Source organism: Kitasatospora phosalacinea (assembly GCF_000717185.1).
Lineage (GTDB): Bacteria > Actinomycetota > Actinomycetes > Streptomycetales > Streptomycetaceae > Kitasatospora > Kitasatospora phosalacinea_A.
Window position 1 is genome coordinate 1 of record NZ_JNYE01000027.1, and the last position, 21,574, is coordinate 21,574.

Below are 21,574 nucleotides of genomic sequence, written 5' to 3' on the forward strand. Positions count from 1 at the left end.
TCGAACCCGGCGAGATCGAGGACGCGTTGACCGCCCACCCGGACGTCGCCCAGGCCGCCGTCGTGGTCCGCGAGGACACCCCCGGCGTCAAGCGCCTGGCTGCCTACCTGGTGCCAAGTGAGGGTACCCTTATCTCGGCCGCTGCGATCCGTCGCACGCTGGCCGTCCGGCTGCCCGAACACATGGTGCCCGCGGCCTTCGTGGCCCTGGACGCCCTGCCGCTGACCGTCAACGGCAAGCTCGACCGCAAGGCGCTGCCCGCGCCCCGCGCCGAGGACTTCACCACCGGCGGCGAACGGCGCGCCCCGCGCTACCCGAGCGAACGGGTGGTGCACGCGGCGTTCACCGAGGTGCTCGGGCTGCCCGCCGTCGGCATCGAGGAGAACTTCTTCGACCTCGGCGGCCACTCGCTGCTCGCGATGGAACTGCTCCAGCGCCTGCGCGCCGACTTCGAAGGGGACCTCCGCCTGCCCGACCTGCTGGCCCGACCCACCGTCTCGGCCCTCGCCGAGTTCCTGGTCGACCGCCTGGTGGACGCCGCCCTCGGCGACCCGCCCTCCTGCTCCGCCTGACCCCCGCCGACCCCGCTCCCGCTAGCCCCGCCCGAAGAGGAGAACACCCGATGGCTTCCACCAACCCGTTCGAGGACGACGACGCCCGCTACCTGGTGCTGGTCAACGACGAGAACCAGCACTCGCTGTGGCCCGCCTTCGCCGAGGTCCCGGCCGGCTGGCGGACCGTCCACGGCGAGGACACCCGCGAGGGCGCCACCGCGTACATCGACGCCAACTGGACCGACCTGCGCCCCGCCAGCCTGGTCGCCCGCACCGCCTGACCTCCCCGCCCACCGGGAGGGGGCGGCCCGCCCGCCGGGCCGCCCCCTCGTCCCGCTGCTACCCCGACGGATGGCCAACGCCGTGAGCACCCACCAGCCAGCCCCCGCCGCCGAGGCCCCGGACACGGCCGCCGACACCGACGCCGACCCCGCTGACGCCGACCCCGCTGACGCCGACCCCGCCGACGTCGACTTCGCCGACGCCGACTTCGCCGACGAGGACCTCCCCCCCTCCGCTCTCCCCGCCGAGCGCCGCCGCCGCGCCAAGGCGCTGCTGCGCGCCTCGCTGCGGCCGCACCGGGCCACCGTCGCCGCCGCGATGACGGCCGCCGCGGTCCGCCAGCTCGCCCTGCTCGCCGTCCCCTGGTGCGTGCAGAAGGCGCTGGACGACGGGTTGCAGCAGCACGACGGCGCCGCCCTGCTGGGGTGGGCGGGCGCGACCGCGCTGGCCGCGCTGGTGCAGTTCGCCGGGCTGTACGGCTGGCAGTACTGGGCCGGGTACGCGGACGCCAAGGTCGGCGCCGACCTGCGCGGACGGCTGCTGCGGCACCTGGGCGGCCTGGACCGGGCCGCGCTGGCCGCGCGCGGCCACGGCGACCTGGCGATGCGGGCGACCCGGGACACCGACCTGGTCCGCGAGTGGGTGCACGGCCTGGCGATCTGGGTGGTGCTCGGCACGACCTTCCTGACCGTGCTGCCCGCGATCGGCGCCCTGGACCTCAGCCTGCTGCTGGTCACGCTGGCCACCCTGCCGTTCCTGGTCTGGGTCAACCTGCACTACCCGCGCCGCTTCGCCGCCGCCTCCGCCGACCTGGCCGCCGCCCACGGCCGCCGCGCCGACGCCGTCGCCGACCTGCTGCAACTCGGCACCGGCCTGCGCGGCACCGGCGGCCACCGCCCGCTGGTGGACCGGCACCACACCGCCAGCGCCGAGGTCACCGCCCGCACCGTCACCGCCGCCCGGATCGAGGCCGGCTGGGCCGCCGTCGCCCCGCTCGTCCCGCGGCTGGCCGTCGCCGCCGGGGTCGGCCTCGGCGGCCTCGCCGTGCTGGACGGGCACCTCACCGTCGGCGGCCTGGTCGCCTTCACCTCCTGGATGGCGATCGTCACCCTCGCCACCCGCGTCCTGGTCGACCGGCTGCTCGAACGCGGCCAGGCCGACGTCGCCGCCGCCCGGATCGACGAGGTGCTGTCCCTCGCCGCGACCGTCGCCGACCCGCCCGAGCCGGTGGAGCTGCCCGCGGCGGGCACGCTGGAGTTCGCGGGCGTACGGGCCCGGCGGGACGGCAAGGCCGTCCTCGGCCCCGTCGAACTGACCGTCGGAGCAGGCGAGTTCGTCGCCCTGCACGGCGCCACCGGCGCGGGCAAGAGCACCCTGCTGCGGCTCGGCGTCCGCCTCGACGACCCCGACGGGGGCGCCGTCCGCTACGGCGGCACCGACCTGCGCGCCGCCCGGCTGGACGAGGTCCGGGCCCGGGTCGCGTACGTCGCCCAGCGGCCCGTGCTGCTCTCCGGCACCGTCGCCGACAACCTGCGCCTGGGCCGCGACCTCCCGCAGTCCGCGCTGGAGGACGCCTGCCGCACCGCCGGGCTGCACGAGCAGCTGGCCGCGATGCCCGACGGCTACGCCACCGAGCTCGGCGAGGGCGGCACCGCGCTCTCCGGCGGCCAGGTCCAGCGGCTGGCGATCGCCCGCGCCCTGCTCGGCGACCCCGCCGTGCTGCTGCTCGACGACGCGACCTCCGCGCTCGACACCGCCACCGAGGCCCTCGTCCTGGAGCGCCTGCGCGCCTGGGCCGACGGCCGCCGCACCCTGCTGTTCGCCACCCACCGCGCCGCCGTGCTGAAGGCCGCCGACCGGGCGGTCGAACTGCGGGCCCCCCATGTCGACCCGCTCCGTGCCGACCCGCTGTCCCCGACCCTCGTGGAGGCCACCCGTGGCTGACCAGCCGCCGCTGCGCGAGGAGGCCGACGAGCGCGGCGTGCTGCGCCGCGCCCTGCCCTACCTGCGCCCGCACCGGGCCCGGCTCGCCGTCGCGCTCGGCGTCGGACTGGCCGACTCCGCCGCACTGGTGGCCGTCGCCCCGCTGGTCGGCCTGGCCACCGACGCGCTGCTGGACGGCGACCGGGGCCGCCTCGGCCTGGCCGTCGCACTGCTGGCCGTGCTCGCCGTCGCACAACTCGTCCTGGCCCGGGTCGGCGAGCTGCTGCTGATCCGCAGCGGCGAGGACGTGGTGCGCACCCTGCGCGAGCAGGCCGTGGAGAACCTCGCCACCGCCCCGCTGCGCTTCCTGGAGGCCCACCGCAGCGGCGACCTGCTGCGCCGCGCCACCGGCGAGGTGGCCGCGCTGGCCGCGTTCGTCCGGCTGCACCTGCGCAACCTGGTCTCGGCGCTGGCCACCCTCGGTTTCACGCTCGCCGTGCTGACCGGGTACTCCTGGCAGCTGCTGCTGGTCCAGCTCGTGGTGTTCCTGCCGCCGACGCTGATGGTCACCCGCTGGTTCCAGCGGGACGCGGCGGCCGCGTTCGGCGGCAAGGCGAGCGCGGAGGCGGGCGTCGCGGCGACCTTCACCGAGACGCTGACGGCCCGCGAGGCGCTGCAGACCTCGCGCGGCCTGCCCGGCTGGACGCGGCGCTTCGACGCGGAGAACCGGCAGGCGGTGCGGGCCGCCCGGCGCGCCCTGCGGGTGGAGAACCGGATCGACCTGGTCAGCCTGATCGAGGGCCTGGCGCTGGTCGCGCTGCTCGGCGTCGGCGGCTGGCTGGTCACCCGGGACGCGCTGGGCGTCGGCACCGTGGTGGTGTTCGTGGTGGCCAGCCGCAACCTGTTCGACTCGTTCACCGACCTGTCGCAGCTGGTCGGCGAGGTCGCCACCGCCCGCACCGGCCTGGCCCGGCTGCTCGACCTGCTGTCGGCCACACGGCCGCGGGACGCCCGCGCGGACGTCGACGCCCTCCCCGCCCGCGGTGAACTGCGCTGCGAGGACGTCGACTTCGGCTACCGCACGGACGGCCGCGAGCTGCACGGCGTCACGCTGGCGTTCCCGTCCGGCAGCCGCACCGGCGTGGTCGGCGAGACCGGCTCCGGGAAGACGACGCTCTCCAAGCTGCTGTGCGGCCTGTACGCGCCGGACGCGGGCCGGGTGACCTTCGCGGGCGTCCCGCTGTCCGAGCTGCCCGAGCGGCAGCTGCGCGGCCGGGTGGTGCTCGTCCCGCAGGAGGTGCGGCTGGTGACCGGCACCGTCGCGGAGAACCTGGCACTGGTGCGGGGCGCGCCGGACCGGGCGGCGGTCGAACGGGCCGTGGCGCGGCTGGGCCTGACGGGCTGGCTGGCGGGCCTGGGCGGCCTGGACGCGGAGGTCGGGCAGCGCGGGGCCCGGCTGTCGGCGGGGGAGCGGCAGATCCTGGGCGTGGTGCGCGCGGTGCTGGCCGATCCGGCGGTGCTGGTGCTGGACGAGGCCACCGCCGACATCGACCCGGCCACCGCGGCCCGGCTGGAGGACGCCCTGGACGAGCTGCACGCCGACTGCACGCTGATCGTCATCGCGCACCGCCCCGCGACCATCGCCCGGCTGCCCCGGGTGGTGCGGCTGGCGGGGGGCCGGGTGGTCGCTGACGAGGGTTCAGGGACGGGCCGCCCTTTGCGCGAAGAAAAGGTTAGGCTAGCCTAAGCTACACGTGCCGGTGGGGCGCTGCTCACCCGTCCGGGAGCCTGCTCGGCCGTCCGGGAGTCCGCACGACCGTCCGGGAGTCCGCACGGCCGTGCAGATCCCTGTGCGGCCGTGCAGGTCCTCGTACGGCCGAGCAGTGCCCCGTACAACCGAGCAGCGCTCCGCACGGCCGAGCAGCGCCCCGCCGCCCGACCCGGCCACCACCGATCGAATGGGTTGACCGATGACCACCACCCCGACCGAGCCGCGCCCGACCGCGCAGCTGCCGCGGATGCGGATCGTCCGCCACCCGCTCAAGTACCGCCTGCTGGACGTCAAGCGGGTCCGGCGGATCACCCCCGGCACGGTCAGGGTCACCTTCGCCGGGGACGCCCTGGAGGGCTTCTGCGAACAGGCCCCCACCGACCACGTCAAGCTCTGCTTCGCCGAACCCGGCCGAGACCTCCCGGTCGAGCCCGTGGTCGAGAACGACACCTGGATGGACGCCCCCGAGGAGCCCGTCACCCGGGACTACACGATCCGCCACTACCGGCGCGAGGCCCGCGAACTGGACATCGACATGGTCCTGCACGCGGGCGGCGTCGGCTCCAACTGGGCGGCCGCCGCCCGACCCGGCATGAAGCTCGGCGTGTTCGGGCCGCGCGGCTCCGAGGAGATCGACCTCGTCCACGACTGGTACCTGCTCGGCGCCGACGAGACCGCCCTGCCCGCGCTCGCCCGCTGGCTGGAGGCACTGCCCGCCGGGGTCCGGGTGCTCGCCTTCGCCGAGGTCGCCGGCCCCGAGGACGAGCAGCAGCTCACCACCGCCGCCGACGCCACCCTGGTCTGGCTGCACCGCGGCACCGCCGCCCCCGGCACCACCGACCACCTCGAACGCGCCGTCCGCGCCGCCGAGCTGCCGCCCGGCACCGGCTTCGCCTGGATCGCCGGAGAGGCCAACACCCTCCGCCCGATCCGCCGTCACCTGCGCACCGAACGCGGCCTGACCCGCGACCAGGTCGACGTCGACGGCTACTGGAAGCGCGGCACCGCCAACCACGACCACCACGAGGACGAGCACACCCCGCACTCATGAGCACGCACGCCCCGGCCCTCGTGACGGTCAAGCCCCGCAGCACCGCCGCCCGCCGCACCGCCTGGCTGCTCGGCGCCCTCGCCCTGCTCGCCGTCCTCGCCGTCCTCTCGCTCGGCGTCGGCGCCCGCTCCATCGCCCCCGGGCAGGTGCTGCACGTCCTGCTGCACCGCGACCCCACCGGCGAGGACTGGATCGCCGTCCATCACTCGCGCATCCCGCGCACCCTGCTCGGCATCACCGTCGGCGCCGCCCTCGGCATCTCCGGCGCGATGATGCAGGCCCTCACCCGCAACCCGCTCGCCGACCCCGGCCTGCTCGGCATCAACGGCGGCGCCGCGGCCGCCGTCGCCGCCGGAACCGCCCTGTTCGACCTGCGGACCTTCCACGCCTTCGTCTGGTTCGCCCTGCTCGGCGCGGCCGTCGCCGCGTTCGTCGTGCAGGTCCTCGGCGGCGGCCGCGGCGCCGCCACCCCCGCCCGGCTCGCCCTCGCGGGCACCGCCGTCACCGCCGTGCTCACCGCCTTCGTCAACGCCCTGATCCTGCTCGACCCGCAGACCCTGAACCGCTTCCGCTACTGGCAGATCGGCACCTTCGCGGGCGTCGACTCCGCCGCCGTCGGCCAGGTCCTGCCGTTCCTGCTGTGCGGCGCGGTCCTCGCCCTGCTGCTCGGCCGCCCGCTCAACGCGCTCGCCCTCGGCGACGACACCGGCCACGCTCTCGGCGCCCACCCCGCCCGCACCCGCGCCCTCAGCCTGCTCGCCGTCACCCTGCTGTGCGGCGCCGCCACCGCCGCCGTCGGCCCGATCGCCTTCGTCGGCCTGGCCGTCCCGCACCTCGCCCGCCACCTGTGCGGCCCCGACCAGCGCTGGATCATGCTGCTCTCCGCCGCCCTCGCCCCCGTCCTGCTGCTCGCCTCCGACATCCTCGGCCGGCTGCTGCTGCGCCCCGCCGAACTCCAGGTCGGCGTGGTCACCGCCTTCCTCGGCGCCCCGCTCTTCATCGCGCTGGTGCGCGGCCGGAGGATCGCCCACCTGTGAACGCCGCCACCGACCCCGCGACCGGCCCCGCCACCGACCCCGCCCCGGCCGCGACCGGCCCCGCCACTGCCCCCGCCCCGGCCGCCACCGACCCCGCCACCGGCCCCGCCCCGGCCGTCCCCGGCCCCGCGACCGCCCCCGCCCCGGCGGTCCTCCCGATCAGGGCGGTCCCGCTGCCCGGCGGACGCTCGCTGCGCTGGCACCCGCGCGCCGCCCTCGTCAGCGGCCTGCTGCTGCTCGCCCTGCTCGGCACCGCCGCCTGGACCCTCACCGCGGGCGACTACCCGCTGCCCGTCCGGGACGTCCTCGACGTCCTCGGCGGCGGCGGACGGCGTGCCGACCGGTACATCGTCATGGACGTGCGGCTGCCCCGGCTGCTCACCGCCCTGCTGGTCGGCGCCGCGCTCGGCCTCGCCGGGACGCTGTTCCAGACCCTGGCCCGCAACCCGCTCGGCAGCCCGGACGTCATCGGGTTCACCGTCGGCTCGGCCACCGGCGCGCTCACCGTCATCCTGCTGATCGGCGGCGGTGCGGCCACCGTCGCGGGCGGCGCGGTGGCGGGCGGCCTGGCCACCTCGCTGCTGGTCTACCTGCTCGCCCGGCGCGGCGGCACCCAGGGCTACCGGCTCGTCCTGGTCGGCATCGGCGTCTCCTCGCTGCTCTCCTCGCTCAACGCCTACCTGATCGCCAGGGCCTCGTTCAGCGACGCGCAGAGCGCCGCCGTCTGGCTCACCGGCAGCCTCAACGCCCGCGGCTGGGAGCACTGCACGCCGATGGCGCTGGCCCTGCTGGTGCTGCTCCCGGCCGCGGTCCTGCTCGGCCGCCCGCTGCGGATGCTGGAACTCGGCGACGACACCGCCGCCGCGCTCGGCGTGCGCACCGAGGCGGTCCAGCTCCGGCTGGTCCTGACCGGCGTCGCGCTGACCGCCGCCGCGACCGCCGCCGCCGGGCCCGTCCCGTTCGTCGCCCTGATCGCCCCGCAGGCCGTCCGCCGCCTCACCCGCACCTCCGGCCCCAACCTGCTCGGCTCCGCGCTGCTCGGCGCACTGCTGCTCGCGCTCTCCGACCTGGCCGCGCAGCGCCTGCTCGCCCCCACCCAGCTGCCCGTCGGCATCCTCACCGGCGTGGTCGGCGGCGGCTACCTGGTCTGGCTGATCGCCCGCCAGTGGCGCCGCACGGCCTGACGAAGCGTCAATTCACCTGCCCGGCACGGTCCGAGAGTTCGGCAGTGAGGAAGGCCACCGCGTCGGCGATCAGGCCCGTGGTGTCGGGGTACCCGCCGAAGCAGTGCCCGGCGCCCTCGACCGGCACCAGGACGGAGCGGACGCCCGCCGCGAGCAGGCGCCCGTGCAGGGCCTCGGACTGGGACAGCGGCACCAGGTCGTCCTGCACGCCGTGCACCAGCAGGAACGGCGGCGCGGCAGGGGAGACGTGCCGGACCGGGCTGGCCCGCTCGGCCTCCGCGACGAGCTCGGACGAGCAGCCGCCCAGCAGTTGGGTGACCGGGGAGTCCGGCCCGTGGTGGCCGAGGGCGGCCAGGTCGGTGGGCGGGTACCAGCAGACGGCGGCCGTGACCGCGTCGGTGGTCAGCGCGGCGAGCGCGGCCAGCGTCCCGCCCGCGGACTCGCCCCACACCCCGAGCCGGTCGGCGTCCAGGCCGAGCTCCCCGGCGTACTTCCGCAGGTAGCGCAACGCGGCCGTCACGTCGTCGAGTTGGGCCGGGTACCGGGCCTCGCCGGAGAGCCGGTAGTCGACCGTCGCGACCGCGAAGCCCGCCGCCACCAGCGCCTCGAACACCGAGCCGGGCCGCAGCGTGTCCGGCAGGTAGCGGCGGTCGCCCTCCCGGAACGCGCCGCCGTGCAGCCACACCACCACCGGGAACGGCCCCTCCCCGGCCGGCACGTGCAGGTCCAGCAGCAGCGGGCGGAAACCGGTGCGCAGCGCGTAGCTGACGCCGTGGCGGGAGAGGCCGCCGTACGGCGAGGGGACGGGGGCGACCGGGGGCAGCGAGAGATCCATACCGGCCCCGAGCACCCGCGCCCCGCCGTTCATTCCCGCCCGGCGCGGCGTCTCACAGGTCGGTCACAGGCCGAACAGCCGGGCCGCGTTGTCGTGGCAGACCGCGCGCAGCCAGTCCGCGCCGAGGTCCAGCCGCTCCAGGACGCGGAGCTGGTGCAGGTACGGGTAGGGGATGTTGGGGAAGTCGGTGCCGAGCAGGACGCGGTCGCCGCGGTCGGCGAGCCGGGGCAGCAGCTCGCGGGGGAAGGGCGCGAACTCCTCGGTGAAGTCGGTGAACGCCATCGTGGTGTCCAGGTGCACCCGCTCGTAGCGGTCGGCCAGGTCGAGGAACTCGCGGTACTCGGGCAGCCCCAAGTGGGCGATCACCAGCGGCAGTTGCGGATGCCGTTCCAGGACGCGGGCGACCGGCCCCGGCCCGGTGTGCCGGCCGGGCGCGGGCCCGGAGCCGCAGTGGATCACCACGGGCGTCCCGGCCTCCGCCAACAGGCCCCACGCGGCGTCCAGCAGCCGGTCCGCCGGGTCGTAGCCGCCGACCTGCACGTGCGCCTTGAACACCCGCGCCCCGCCGTCCAGCGCCTCCCGGACGTACCCCGCCACCCCGTCCTCCGGGAACAGCGTCGCGGTGTGCAGGCAGTCGGGCGTGCGGGCCGCGAACCCGGCCGCCCAGCCGTTCAGCCAGCGCGCCATGCCGGGCTTGTGCGGGTACAGCATCGCGGTGAACGCCCACACCCCGAACTCCCGCAGCAGCGCCGTCCGTTCGGCCTCCCCGTGCCGGTAGGCGATCGGCCAGCCGCGCGCCCCGATCAGCGGCCCGTTGGCGTCGAAGTACTCCCACACCTTGCGCAGCACCCGCTCCGGCATGAAGTGCGTGTGCACGTCGACCAGCCCGGGCAGCCCCAACCCGCCCCAGAACCGGCGCACCTCGCCGACCTCCGCGGCCGCTGCCTCCCGCACGGAATCCGTCATGCCCACGATCATGCCGCACGGCCGTTACGGTGCGGGCCGCGCACGGGGAGCAGCCGGCGGGGCTGGTGGGTCGGCGGCCGGTGGGACGACGCGGCGGGCACGGTCGCGGTCGAGTGCACCTTCCCCGGCCCCGTCGGCCCCGCCCCGTCGGCCCCGCCGCGCCGGCCTCGACCGGCTGCGGATCGTCAACGGGCTGGACGAGAACCGTTTCGAGCGCGGCCCGTTGACGACCCGCAGTACCTCCGCCACCGCCTCTGACCCCGGCCCCGTCCTGTCGTTCCGCGGCCGCGGAACGGTGTGCAGCCGAGCCCTAGACTGCCGCAGTGAACGTCGACGGCGCCCGGCCGTCGGTGCCCTTCGGGAGGACATCGCATGCACGACCCCGCGGACTCGACCGGAACCGCCGAGCCCGGGGGGAGCGGTGGCGCCGACGCGGCACGGGACGCGATACCCGCCTCGACGGTGCTCGCGGAGGTGCTGCCGGGCATCGCCGTGGTCTTCGGTGAGGTCCCGGCGGAACTCGCCCCCGGTCTGGTCGACTTCGGACTGGTGTCGACCGCGGACCGGGCGCAGCTCGCCACCACCCTCGCCTCGGTGGGCAGCGTGGCAACGGCCGCGGGCACGCTCGGGAAGGCGCTGCCCGCGGCGCAGGGGCTCTACCGGTTGAGCGGCGCGACGCAGGCCCTGCTGAAGGCCGGCGGGACGCTCGCCGTCAAGGACGGGGCGAACCTCGGCGCGGTGTTCAACGGCGGGAAGATCGTCGCGCAGGCCCGGTTCGTCCCCGTGGGCGCGGCGGGTGCGACGGGTGCGGGGGCGGTGGCGAGCGTCGCGCAGGCCGCGGCGACCCTGGGACCGGCCCTGGCCTCGATCGCCCTGCAGATGCAGCTGAACGAGATCACCGGCCTGGTCAGGACCAACATCGCGCTGACCACCCAGGTGCTCACCGCGATCCGCCACGACCAGTGGGCCGAACTGACGGGCCTGGTCACCACCATCGAGCGTGCGATCGAGCAGGCGCGGGAGGTCGGGGCGGTCCCGAAGTCCCTGTGGGGCAGCCTCGCGGGCAGCGAGACGCTGCTGCGCAAGCAACTCGACCTCTACCGGGGCAACGTCCGGGCCCATGTCAGGGAACTCGACCGGCCCGGTGCGCAGCGCCGCGACCACCTGCGGACGAACGCCGAGGCGATCGCCTTCGACGCCAACGCCCTGCTGTCCGCCGTGAAGGCGTGGACCGGCTACCAGGCGCTGCGGGCCGGGCGGGCGAGTGAGGCGGGGCGCGAGGACGCCCACGAGGCGCGGTACGCGGAGGTCGTCGTCCGCGACACCCGGGCCGAGCTGGACGCGGCGCTCGCCGGGGCGACGGGCCTGCTCGACGCGCTGACCAGGGAGCTGCGCATCCTCGCCGAACTCCCCGGGCCGGACGGCCTGTCGCTGCCCGGACGCCGCAAGGACGCCAAGGCGGCGCGGGAGACCTCCGCCCGGCTCCTGGAGGCGGTCGAGCCGCTCGCGGACGCCCTGCGCCCGGCACCCCCGGCACTGGACGTCCCGGAGGTGCTCTGCTCACCCGGCACGCTGGAGCCCGACCCCTACCTGCGCCTGCTGCGGTGGATCCTGGAGGACGGCGAGACGCTGCGGGTGCTCGCCTTCCCCGACCAACTGGACGCCCTGGGCCCGATCTCGGCGATCCTCGGCGGCGCGAAGGAGAAGCTGGCGGCGGCGATCGACAAGAGCACCACGCGGACGCTGGTCGCCGTCACGGACCGGCGCATCGTCACCGCCCGGACGGGCGCGTTCCTCGAACAGGGCGAGATCCGGCAGGTCATCCCGCTGGACCTGGTCCGCTACGTCAGGGCGGCGACCGCGCCGGACGCGAACGCGCGCCCGGCGATCGACCTGATCACCCGGGACGAGAGCATCCGCTGGGTCTTCCGCCCCGACGGCGACAACACCCCGGTGGACGCACTGGCCGCCGTCCTCGCCGAGGCGATGGCGATCCCGGAGGCCGAGCGCGAGGCGCTGCTGGGAAGGGCGCTGACCACCCCGGCCGCCCTGACCGCGACCGCCCCGGAGGCCGCCCCCGCCGAGTGACTTGCCGCGCCCGGGCAGCCGCCCGCCGAGGGGCCGGTCACAGCAGGCGGCGGAAGACCCGGGAGCCGCGGGACGGGTCCAGCTCGGCGGCCCAGGACGGCGGGGCGGCCGCGGTGGGTAGCCGGGCGAAGCCGTGCCGGGTGAACAGTGCGCCGTCGCCGGTGGTGGCGGTGACGACGGCGGACAGTGCGCTGCGGCGGGCGTGCGCGAGGACGGCGGCGACCAGCAGCCCGCCCAGACCCCGGCCCTGCCGGTCGGCCCGCACGCACAGGTTGTGCAGCACGCCGGTCGGCGGGTGCCCGGGGCTGGGTGCCAGGACGCGCAGCGCCGCGCAGGCGTCCGGCGCGCCGCCCGGGCCGCGGACCACCAGGAAGGTGTCCGCGGCCCGCCGGTAGTCCGCCGGGGTGCGGGCCCGCAGCGCCCCCGTGCGCAGGAACGGCAGCGACAGCTCGTACAGCGCGCGGGCGTCCCGGAAGTCGGTGCGGACCGCGACGGGGACGGCGACGGTTGCGGGGAGGGCGGCGGGGGCGGGGAGGGTCATGCGGCGCCGTCCCCGGACAGCCGCTCCAGCAGCTGCGCGGTGTCCAGCACGACGGCGCACTTCCCGGCCGTCCAGCGCAGTGCCTCGTGGTGCTGCTCGGCGGAGAAGTCGGCGACGGCGTCGGCGATCACGAAGGCCTGCAGGTCGCGCTGCCAGGCGTCGGCGGCCGTCATCTGCACCCCGATGTGGGCGTACACGCCGACGACCACCAGCTGGTCGCGGCCGAGTCCGGCGAGCTGCTCGGCGAGGTCGGTGCGGGCGAACGCGCTGTACTTCCACTTCAGTACCAGCCGGTCCCCGGGCTCGGGCGCGACGGCGGCGGGCATCGCCTGGGCGTGCTCGTCGGCGGGCAGGCCGGGGCCCCAGAAGTCCAGTTGCAGGCCGCGCTGTTCGGGGCTCTGGCCGCCGCGCTGGTGCGAGTAGAACACCGGTACCCCGGCGGCCCGGGCGGCGGCCAGGATCCGCGCGGTGTGCGCCAGGACGGGTTCCAGCGGCGGCCCGGCGGGCGGGAACGCGGCCAGGAAGTAGTGCTGGAGGTCGTGCACCAGCACGGCGGCCCGGGCCGGGTCGACCTGCCACGGGACGCGGCGCGGCGGCAGCCCGTCGGGGCCGGGCAGTGGGTAGGGGGCGATGGCGGGAATGGCCACGGGGGAGAGCCTCTCTGACGGTGGATCAGTTCGCGGTGGCGCGCAGGTCCTTCTTGCTGACCTTGCCGATGCCGGTGGACGGGAAGGCGTCGACGAACTCCACCCGGTCCGGCACCTTGAACCCGGCCAGCCCGGCGGCCCGCACGAACGCCTTCAGCTCGACCGGCCGCGGCCGCTCCGCGTCCGGTCGCAGGATCACGTACGCGCAGGAGCGCTCGCCCAGGAACTCGTCCGGCACCGCGACCACCGACACGTCGTGCACCGCCGGGTGCGCGAGCAGCACGTTCTCCACCTCCTCGGCGGCCACCTTCTCACCGCCCCGGTTGATCTGGTCCTTCGCCCGCCCCTCCACCACCAGGTGCCCGGTGGCGGTGCGCCGGACGATGTCGCCGGTGCGGTAGAAGCCGTCCGCGGTGAACGCGCGGGCGTTGTGCTCGGGCGCCCGCCAGTAGCCGCGGACGGTGTACGGGCCGCGGGTGAGCAGGTGCCCGGGCGTGCCGTCGGGCAGGTCGCGGTCGTGGTCGTCGACCACCCGCACCTCGTCGTCGGGCGAGATCGGACGGCCCTGGGTGGTGAGGACGGTGTGCTCGTCGTCCTCCGGGCGGGTGTAGTTGACCAGCCCCTCCGCCATGCCGAACACCTGCTGCAGCCGGCAGCCGAGCGCCGGGCCCAGCCGCCGCGCGGCCCCCTCGCTCAGCTTGGCCCCGCCGACCTGGAGCAGCTCCAGGCTGGACAGGTCGGGTCCGCCGTCCCCGGCCGCCTCGGCGGCGGCCGCCCAGGCCAGCGCCAGCGGCGGCACCACCCCGGTCAGGGTGACCCGCTCGCGGGCGATCAGGGCCAGCGCGGTGGCCGGGCTCGGATCGGGCGCCAGCACCACCCGGCCGCCCGCGAAGAACGTCCCCAGCGTGCCGGGGGAGGACAGCGGGAAGTTGTGCGCGGCCGGGAGCGCGCACAAGTACACCGAATCGGGCGTGAGTTCGCAGATCCCGGCGGACGCCCGGACGCTGTACAGGTAGTCGTCGTGGCAGCGCGGGATCAGCTTCGGCAGGCCGGTCGAACCGCCCGACAGCTGGAGGAACGCCAGGTCGCCCGAGTCCGGCCGCTCGGGCGGCAACGCGCCCTCCGGGGACCGCAGTTCGGCCAGCGGGGCGAACGGCCCCGGGTCGCCGACCACGAACACCTCCAGCAGCTGCGGCACCGCCGCCCGCACCTCGGCCGCCAACTCCCGGTGGTCGAAGCCCTCGTGGCGGTCCGGCACGAACAGCGCCCGGGCCTCGGCGAACGCGCAGAAGTACGCGATCTCGGCCCGCCGGTGCGCGGGCAGCGCCATCACCGGCACCACCCCGGCCCGCAGCGCGCCGAAGAACACCTCGAAGAACTCGGCCACGTTGGGCAGTTGCAGCACCACCCGGTCGCCCCGGCGCAGTCCGCGGGCCGCCATCCCGGCCGCCAGCCGGTCGGCCCGGGCGTCCAGCTCGGCGTAACTCCACTGCCGCTCCCGGTCGGTGACCGCGATCCGGTCCGGCGTCGCGGCCGCGTGCCGCCGGACCATCTCGTCCAGCAGCTCGCCGGTCCAGTACCCGGCGGCGCGGTGGCGGGCGGCGGCCTCGGGTGGGTACAGGGTCATCGGGCGTCCTCCGGCGGGCAACTCGGCTGGGGGGAAGGGGAGTCGGTGGAGCGAGGCGCTTCCGCGGCCATGGTGGCCTCGGAGGCTGCGGCCTCGGTGGCCTCGGTGGCCTCCGAGGCTTCGGCGGCCTCGGCGGCTTCGGCGGTGTGCTGGCGCAGGCCCGCGTCCAGCAGTCGGCCGCTCCAGTGGCGGGTGACGGCGCCGCCGCCCGCCTCGGGCCCCGCGGGGTGCAGGCTCACCGGGCGTCCGCCAGACCCACCGCGTGCAGGAAGGTGCGGAACTTGGCGGCGGTCTCGGCGAGTTCGAGGTCCGGGTCGGAGGCGGCGACCACGCCCGCGCCCGCGAACAGCCGCAGCAGGTCGCCGTCCGCCTCGGCGCAGCGCAGGGTCACCACCCACTCACCGTCGCCGGAGGCGTCGCCCCAGCCGACCACGCCCGTGTACAGGCCCCGGTCGAAGGGCTCCAGTTCGCCGATCGCGGCCCGGGCCTGGGCCGTCGGGGTGCCGCAGACCGCCGGCGTCGGGTGCAGGGCCAGGGCCAACTCCAGTGCGCTGGTGGCGGGTTCGCGCAGGGTGCCGGTGACGGTGGAGGACAGGTGCCACATCGTGGCGGTGCGCAGCAGGGTCGGCCGTTCCGGGGCGGTCAGTCCGGTGCAGAACGAGGCGAGCGCGGCCCGGACGGCGTCGACCACGAAGGCGTGCTCGGCGAGGTCCTTCGGGGACTGCAGCAGCGCCTCGGCGCGCAGCCGGTCCTCCACCGGGTCGGCGCTGCGGGCGGCCGAACCGGCCAGCGGGTTGGACACCACCCGGCTGCCGCGCCGCGACACCAGCAGCTCCGGGCTGGCGCCGATCAGCGTCGCCGCCCCGCCGGCCGGTACCGCGAAGGTGTAGCCGTGCGGGTCGCGCTGCACCAGCCGGGCCGCCATCGCGGCCAGGTCGCTCCCGCCGGGCGCGGTCAGCTCCAGGGTGCGGGCCAGCACCACCTTCTCCAGCGGGGAGTCGCCGGCCAGCCGCCGCACCGCCTCCGCGACCGCCGCCCGGTACCCCTCCGGCTCCGGCACCGGACGGCTGCGCCAACGCCCTTCCCCGGCAAGGTCGGTGGCCGAAGGAGCGGGAGCCGTCGGCGCCACCGGCCCGGCCAGGCGGACCCGCTCGGGGACGAACAACCGGGCGGGCGCCCCCGGCGCGAACGGGATCGCCCCGACCAGCAACCGCTGCCCGCCGTCCTCCCCGCGCTCGTCCCCGTCCCCGTCCCCGCCTTCGCCCCGGCCGCCGGCCCGGGCCGCGGCGAGCAGCCGTCCGGCCTCCGCGGGGTCCTCGACGCTGCGGTGCACGCCCTCGGCGAGCAGGGTGCGGGTCGGCGTGGCGAGCAGGGCCCGGTCCGGGCCCGGCCGGTACGCGGCCAACAGGTCGGCGCCGGTGGCACCGGTGACGGCGGTCGCGGCGCCGGAGGAGGTGGCGGGCGGCCGGAGTGCGGGGGCCGTGGTCATGCTGCTGCTCCGTTCCGCCGGTGCGCGGGCGCGCACCGGCACTGCGAGGGCGGGAGGTGGGGAGGCGAGGGGAGTCGGACGAGGGCGTGGCGAAGCGGCCCGTGGCGGCGCTGTGGCGGCCGCCACCGGGCAGGTCAGGGCAGGTTAGGGAAGAGCAGGGAAGGGCAGCTCAGAGCAAGGAAACTGACGATCCGTCAGGCGCGCAGCGTCGCGCCGCCGTCGACGTACAGGTCGTGCATGGTGATGTGCCGGGCGCGGTCGCCGGCGAGGAAGGCGACGGCCTCGGCGACGTCCACCGGGTCGGCGATCCGGCCGAGCGGGATGCCGACCCGGTAGGTGGCGGGGTCGCCCTCCAGGACGCGGCGTTCGGCGTCGGGGTCGGTCCACAGCGAGCGCTGCATCTCGGTGTCGGTGGAGCCGGGGGAGACCAGGTTGCAGCGCACCCCGGAGGCGGCGAGCTCCAGGCCCAGGCAGCGCATGTACATCGTGGTGGCGGCCTTGGACGCGGCGTACGCGGCCATGCCGGTGCGCGGGACGCCCGCGGCGTTGGAGCCGACGGTGACGATGGAGCCCCGGCCGCGCGCGGCCATCCGGCGGCCGACGGAGCGGCAGGTGTGGAAGACGCCGGTGGTGTTGACGTCGAAGGAGTGCTGCCAGTCGGCGTCCGCCAACTCCAGTGCGGGCGCCACCCGCAGCACCCCGGCGACGTTCACCAGGACGTCCACCGGGCCGAGTTCGCGCTCGGTGCGCTCCACCAGCGCCTCGACGGCGGCGCCGTCGGTGACGTCCAACTCCCGGATGCCGCCCCGGCCGTCGCCGTCCCCGCCGACCGGCCCGCCGCGCAGGTCGCAGCCGACCACCCGGGCGCCGCGGGCGGCGAGCAGGGCGGCCACGGCCGCGCCGATGCCCTGGGCCGCGCCGGTGACCAGGGCGATCCGGCCCGCGAAGCCGTCCCCGCTCCCGGGGTCGGCGGCGCCGGTGGCGGCGCCGGGAGCGGCGGGGGCGGGTATGCGGGTGGTGAACGGCATGGGGGTGCTCCCGGGTGTGCGGATGCGGCGGGCCGGAGGACCCCGACCCACTTAGGTTAGGTTAGCCTAATCATCCTTCGGGGAGTGCCCGGTGACCGCCTTGCATTGCGGCCCGCCCGCCCCGCGGAGACGCTTGACCCAGCGGGCGGGCGCCCGCCCGCGCGAGCCGACGAACCGAGGAGGCCACCGGTGAGGTTCATCCAGATCATCGAGTACCGGACCGGGCGGATCGACGAGTTCAACGAACTGCTGGACGAGTGGGTCGCCAGGAACGAGGGCCACCGCCTCGCCGTGCGCGCCCTGCAGACCAGGGACCGCGACGGCACCGACACCTACCTGAACATCGTCGAGTTCCCCTCGTACGAGGTGGCGATGGAGAACTCGCAGCGCCCCGAGACCGCCGAGTTCGCGGCCCGCGCCGCCGCCCTGTGCGACGGGCCGCCGACCTTCCGCAACCTGGACGTGATCGGCGACCGCACGCTGTCGGACTGAGCGCCGGACCGAATCCCGGAAGGGGGCTGGTCAAGCCGGCCGCGGCTGCGCAGCATGGGTACCCGTCGGTACGTCCGGTCCCAGGAGGCCCCCTTGTCGCACGCCACGCCCCCGCCCAGCCGCGCCTCGGGCCCGACCGGCACGCCCCCGCCCAGCCACGCCTCGGGCCCGACCGGCACGCCGCTGCTCGACGACACCATCGGCGCGAACCTCGACCGGGCGGTGCGCGCCTTCCCGGAGCGGGAGGCGCTGGTCGAGTGCGCCACCGGCCGCCGCTGGACGTACGCCGAACTCGCCGCCGACGTGGACGCGGTGGCGCTCGGGCTGCGCGCGCGGGGCGTCGGCCGGGGCGACCGGGTCGGCATCTGGGCGCCCAACCGGGCCGAGTGGACGCTCACCCAGTACGCCACCGCCCGGATCGGCGCGGTGCTGGTGACGATCAACCCGGCCTACCGCGCGCACGAGTTGGAGTACGTGCTGGGCCAGGCGGGCGTGCGACTGCTGGTGGCGGCCGAGCGGTTCAAGAGCTCCGACTACGCGGCGATGATCGCCGAGGTGCGCCCGCGCTGCCCCGAACTGCTGGACGTGGTGCTGCTGGACGGCCCGGACTGGCCGGAGCTGACCGCGGCCGGAAGGGCCGGTGACCGCAGCGAACTCGAATCGATACAGGGGGAGTTGAGCCCCGACGACCCGATCAACATCCAGTACACCTCGGGCACCACCGGCTTCCCCAAGGGTGCGACCCTCTCGCACCGCAACATCCTGAACAACGGCTACTTCGTCGGCGAGCTGTGCGGCTACACCGAGCGCGACCGGATCTGCCTCCCGGTGCCGTTCTACCACTGCTTCGGCATGGTGATGGGCAACCTCGCGGCCACCTCGCACGGCGCCTGCACGGTCATCCCCGCCCCGGCCTTCGACGCGGCCGCCACCCTCGCCGCGGTGGCCGCGGAGCGCTGCACCTCGCTGTACGGGGTGCCGACCATGTTCATCGCCGAACTGGCCGACCCGGGCTTCGACGGGTACGACCTGTCCAGCCTGCGCACCGGCATCATGGCGGGCGCCCCGTGCCCGACCGAGGTGATGAAGGGCGTGATGGAGCGGATGGGGATGGCGGAGGTGTCGATCTGCTACGGCATGACGGAGACCTCCCCGGTCTCCACCCAGACCCGGGTCGACGACCCGGTGGAGCGCCGGGTCTCCACCGTCGGCCGGGTCGGCCCGCACCTGGAGGTGAAGGTGGTCGACCCGGAGACCGGCCGCACCCTGCCGCGCGGCGAGCCCGGCGAACTGTGCACCCGCGGCTACTCGGTGATGCTCGGCTACTGGGCCGAACCGGAGCGGACCGCCGAGGCGGTCGACCCGGACGGCTGGATGCACACCGGCGACCTGGCGGTGATGGACGCGGACGGCTACCTGTCGATCACCGGCCGGATCAAGGACATGGTGATCCGCGGCGGCGAGAACGTGTACCCGCGCGAGGTCGAGGAGTTCCTGTACGCCCACCCCGACGTGCTCGACGTCCAGGTGATCGGGGTGCCCGACGCCCGGTACGGCGAGGAGCTGATGGCCTGGGTGCGGATGCGCGAGGGCGCGCCGCCGCTGACGGCCGAGGCGGTGCGCGCATTCTGCACCGGCCGGCTCGCCCACTTCAAGATCCCGCGGTACGTGCACGTGGTCGCGGAGTTCCCGATGACCGTCACCGGCAAGGTCCGCAAGGTCGAGATGCGCGAGCAGGCGGCCGCCCTCCTGGCGGAGCGGCCGGAGGACCAGCGCTGACGCGCGTCGACCGGCGCTGACCAGCGGTTCCACGGAGGTCGGGCCCCGGGTGGGGCCCGGGCGGGGTCCGGGCGGGGTCCGGCCCCGCGGCGTCCCGCCCGGGACGGAAGCTGTCGCAGGTCTTGACGCCCACTTTTCTCATACGTTAAATCTCGGCGTGAAGTAAGCGGCCGGGGTCTGCGGCTGACGTGCGGTCAGCACGCCGCCCCGGGCCCGGCCGCCGTCCCCGGATCCCACCAGACGGGTGTGCACCCCCATGAACCGAGCTCCCCGGTCCCGCCGCTACGGCCTCGCGGCGGCCGCCGCCACCGCCCTGGTCGCGGCCCTCGTCGCCCCCACCACCCAGGCCGCCGCGGCCCCCGTGCCGCCCGGCGGCGGCAGCCTCGGCGCGAACGTGGTCGTCCTCGACCCCGCCATGCCCAAGGCCGAGGTCCAGGACCGCCTGAACGCCCTCGCCCGGGCCCAGGCGGGCAACGAGTTCGGCCCCGAGCGCTACGCGATCCTGTTCAAGCCCGGCACCTACGGCACCGCCGCCGACCCGCTGGTCTTCCCGGTCGGCTTCTACGAGAGCGTCGCGGGCCTCGGCAAGAACCCCGGCGACGTGGTGATCAACGGCTCCGTCAACGTGTACAACCAGTGCGTCGGCGGCGACCAGTCGCAGTGCTACGCCACCACCAACTTCTGGCGCTCGCTGAGCAACCTCACCGTCAACGTCGCGGGCCAGAGCGGCTGCTACGGCAACACCGACTTCTGGGCGGTCTCCCAGGCCGCGCCGCTGCGCCGGGTCCAGATGAACGGCAACGTGACGCTGATGGACTACTGCACCGGCTCGCCCGCCTGGGCCAGCGGCGGCTTCATCGCCGACTCCAAGTTCACCGGCGGCACCGTGATCAACGGCTCCCAGCAGCAGTTCTTCACCCGCACCAGCAACCTGGACGGCTGGACCAACGGCGTCTGGAACCAGGTCTTCTGCGGCACCGAGGGCGCCCCCGCCCAGTCCTTCTCCACCGACCCGGCGGCCTCCCCCTACACCACCCTCGACACCTGCCCGGTCACCCGCGAGGCCCCCTACCTGTACCTGGACGACCAGGGCCACTACCGGGTCTTCGTGCCCGCCGCGCAGCACGACTCCCGCGGTACCACCTGGGAGGACGGCGGCACCCCCGGCCGCTCGATCGGCCTGGACGACTTCTTCGTGGTCCGCCCCGGCGCCACCGTCCAGCAGATCAACGCCGCCCTCCGGGCCGGCCGCAACCTGCTGCTCACCCCCGGCGTGTACGAGCTGCCCGAGGCGATCAAGGTCACCCGCCCCGGCACCCAGGTGGTCGGCCTCGGCTTCGCCACCCTCGTCCCGACCGACGGCAACGCCGCGATCAAGGTCGACGACGTGGACGGCGTCAACGTCTCCGGTCTGATCATCGACGCCGGGGAGAAGAAGTCGCCGGTCCTGATGCAGGTCGGCAACCGCGGCAGCAAGGCCTCGCACCGCTCCGACCCGATCGCCCTCTCCGACGTGTTCCTCCGGGTCGGCGGCGCGCTGAACGGCGCGGCCGACACCGCGCTGGAGGTCAACAGCGACGACACCCTGATCGACGACGCCTGGATCTGGCGCGCCGACCACGGCACCGGCGGCGGCAGCTGGACCAGCGCCCGCAGCGACACCGGACTGGTCGTCAACGGCGACCGCGTCACGGCCACCGGCCTCGCCGTCGAGCACTTCCAGAAGACCGAGGTGCAGTGGAACGGCGAGCAGGGCCGGGTGGTGTTCTTCCAGAACGAGAACCCCTACGACGTGCCCAACCAGGCCGCGTGGATGGCGAGCAAGGAGCAGAAGGGCTACCCGGCGTTCGCCGTCGGCCCGAAGGTGAAGACCTTCGAGGGCTGGGGCATGGGCAGCTACTCCTACTTCAACCAGGGCGTCGACATCCGCAACTCGACGGCCTTCCAGGCGCCCACCACCCCCGGCGTCAGGTTCCACGACCTGCTGACCGTCTTCCTCAACGGCTCCGGCGGCATCGACTCGGTGATCAACGGCACCGGCCGTGCCGTCGACCCCGCCTTCGGCGGCCCCAGCAACGTCGTCTCCTACCCGTGACGCCCCACTGAGCCCGGCCCGCCGCGTACCTCCGGCCCGAGACGCGGCGGGCCGCACCACCCTCGCCGCGGGCCGGGCCGGGCCGAACGGCGCAATTCTCAGGAAATACTCAGGAATGCCGTCGTTCGGCCCAATACCCCGATCTACGGTCTGACGGATGGTCAGGTGGACGTGCCCTCCCAACA

At 75.6% G+C, this 21,574-nt stretch carries 19 protein-coding genes; 11 read left to right on the plus strand and 8 right to left on the minus strand.

The annotated features are described in order from the left end of the window. The 7 genes from OO57_RS13895 to OO57_RS13925 all read left to right on the plus strand — a co-directional run. The coding region (locus OO57_RS13895) for an AMP-binding enzyme (RefSeq protein ID WP_033252735.1) at positions 1–572 on the plus strand (572 nt) is incomplete at its 5' end. A 50-nt stretch (positions 573–622) separates the two neighbouring features. Further along, on the plus strand, positions 623–835 hold the full coding sequence (locus OO57_RS13900) for an MbtH family protein (RefSeq protein WP_033252736.1): 213 nt from the start codon (positions 623–625) through the stop codon (positions 833–835). Between the two features lie 82 nt (positions 836–917). Continuing rightward, positions 918–2,780 carry an ABC transporter ATP-binding protein gene (locus OO57_RS13905; protein WP_158715115.1) on the plus strand — a complete coding sequence of 621 codons (1,863 nt, stop codon included), beginning with the start codon at positions 918–920 and terminating at the stop codon, positions 2,778–2,780. After that, positions 2,773–4,506 carry an ABC transporter ATP-binding protein gene (locus tag OO57_RS13910; protein WP_051777525.1) on the plus strand — a complete coding sequence of 578 codons (1,734 nt, stop codon included), beginning with the start codon at positions 2,773–2,775 and terminating at the stop codon, positions 4,504–4,506. The genes OO57_RS13905 and OO57_RS13910 overlap by 8 nt, the downstream gene beginning before the upstream one ends. A gap of 223 nt (positions 4,507–4,729) precedes the next feature. Then, positions 4,730–5,581 (plus strand): siderophore-interacting protein, encoded by an 852-nt coding sequence (locus OO57_RS13915; RefSeq protein WP_081973664.1) that lies wholly within the window; start codon positions 4,730–4,732, stop codon positions 5,579–5,581. Continuing rightward, entirely contained in the window at positions 5,578–6,618 is a 1,041-nt protein-coding gene (locus OO57_RS13920) for a FecCD family ABC transporter permease (protein WP_033252737.1), read from the plus strand. The genes OO57_RS13915 and OO57_RS13920 overlap by 4 nt, the downstream gene beginning before the upstream one ends. Beyond that, positions 6,615–7,802 carry a FecCD family ABC transporter permease gene (locus tag OO57_RS13925; RefSeq protein ID WP_234337335.1) on the plus strand — a complete coding sequence of 396 codons (1,188 nt, stop codon included), beginning with the start codon at positions 6,615–6,617 and terminating at the stop codon, positions 7,800–7,802. The genes OO57_RS13920 and OO57_RS13925 overlap by 4 nt, the downstream gene beginning before the upstream one ends. A gap of 7 nt (positions 7,803–7,809) precedes the next feature. Here the strand turns inward: OO57_RS13925 and OO57_RS13930 are convergent, their stop codons facing one another. Both OO57_RS13930 and OO57_RS13935 read right to left on the minus strand, forming a co-directional pair. Then, positions 7,810–8,637: an alpha/beta hydrolase gene (locus tag OO57_RS13930; protein WP_063737559.1), complete on the minus strand. Its 828-nt coding sequence runs from the start codon at positions 8,635–8,637 to the stop codon at positions 7,810–7,812. Between the two features lie 63 nt (positions 8,638–8,700). Then, entirely contained in the window at positions 8,701–9,603 is a 903-nt protein-coding gene (locus OO57_RS13935; protein ID WP_033252738.1) for an amidohydrolase family protein, read from the minus strand. Between the two features lie 372 nt (positions 9,604–9,975). Between OO57_RS13935 and OO57_RS13940 the strand changes: the two genes are divergently transcribed. Further along, positions 9,976–11,691, plus strand: coding sequence for a hypothetical protein (locus tag OO57_RS13940; RefSeq protein WP_051777529.1), 1,716 nt, complete (start codon positions 9,976–9,978; stop codon positions 11,689–11,691). Between the two features lie 37 nt (positions 11,692–11,728). Here the strand turns inward: OO57_RS13940 and OO57_RS13945 are convergent, their stop codons facing one another. From OO57_RS13945 to dhbA, 6 genes are all read right to left on the minus strand, one after another. Beyond that, positions 11,729–12,232: a GNAT family N-acetyltransferase gene (locus OO57_RS13945; protein ID WP_033252739.1), complete on the minus strand. Its 504-nt coding sequence runs from the start codon at positions 12,230–12,232 to the stop codon at positions 11,729–11,731. Then, complete coding sequence (locus tag OO57_RS13950) at positions 12,229–12,879, minus strand: isochorismatase family protein (protein WP_033252740.1); 651 nt, start codon at positions 12,877–12,879, stop codon at positions 12,229–12,231. Before OO57_RS13950 ends, OO57_RS13945 begins: the two co-directional genes overlap by 4 nt. A 25-nt stretch (positions 12,880–12,904) precedes the next feature. Next, positions 12,905–14,506, minus strand: a complete 1,602-nt coding sequence (locus OO57_RS13955) for a (2,3-dihydroxybenzoyl)adenylate synthase (protein ID WP_033252741.1) — start codon at positions 14,504–14,506, stop codon at positions 12,905–12,907. Further along, positions 14,503–14,745: a hypothetical protein gene (locus OO57_RS44705; RefSeq protein WP_033252742.1), complete on the minus strand. Its 243-nt coding sequence runs from the start codon at positions 14,743–14,745 to the stop codon at positions 14,503–14,505. Before OO57_RS44705 ends, OO57_RS13955 begins: the two co-directional genes overlap by 4 nt. After that, the gene (locus OO57_RS13965; protein ID WP_033252743.1) at positions 14,742–15,995 is read right to left on the minus strand and encodes an isochorismate synthase; all 1,254 of its coding nucleotides are present in this window, start codon (positions 15,993–15,995) and stop codon (positions 14,742–14,744) included. The genes OO57_RS44705 and OO57_RS13965 overlap by 4 nt, the downstream gene beginning before the upstream one ends. 194 nt (positions 15,996–16,189) lie before the next feature. Continuing rightward, positions 16,190–17,023: a 2,3-dihydro-2,3-dihydroxybenzoate dehydrogenase gene (gene dhbA, locus OO57_RS13970; RefSeq protein WP_051777531.1), complete on the minus strand. Its 834-nt coding sequence runs from the start codon at positions 17,021–17,023 to the stop codon at positions 16,190–16,192. 189 nt (positions 17,024–17,212) lie between these two features. Between dhbA and OO57_RS13975 the strand changes: the two genes are divergently transcribed. The 3 genes from OO57_RS13975 to OO57_RS13985 all read left to right on the plus strand — a co-directional run bounded on the left by OO57_RS13975 (position 17,213) and on the right by OO57_RS13985 (position 21,389). Then, positions 17,213–17,515 (plus strand): hypothetical protein, encoded by a 303-nt coding sequence (locus OO57_RS13975; RefSeq protein WP_033252744.1) that lies wholly within the window; start codon positions 17,213–17,215, stop codon positions 17,513–17,515. 54 nt (positions 17,516–17,569) lie between these two features. Beyond that, complete coding sequence (locus OO57_RS13980) at positions 17,570–19,294, plus strand: AMP-binding protein (protein WP_033252745.1); 1,725 nt, start codon at positions 17,570–17,572, stop codon at positions 19,292–19,294. A 256-nt stretch (positions 19,295–19,550) separates the two neighbouring features. After that, positions 19,551–21,389, plus strand: a complete 1,839-nt coding sequence (locus OO57_RS13985; protein WP_033252746.1) for a hypothetical protein — start codon at positions 19,551–19,553, stop codon at positions 21,387–21,389. The last annotated feature ends 185 nt before the right edge of the window (positions 21,390–21,574 follow it).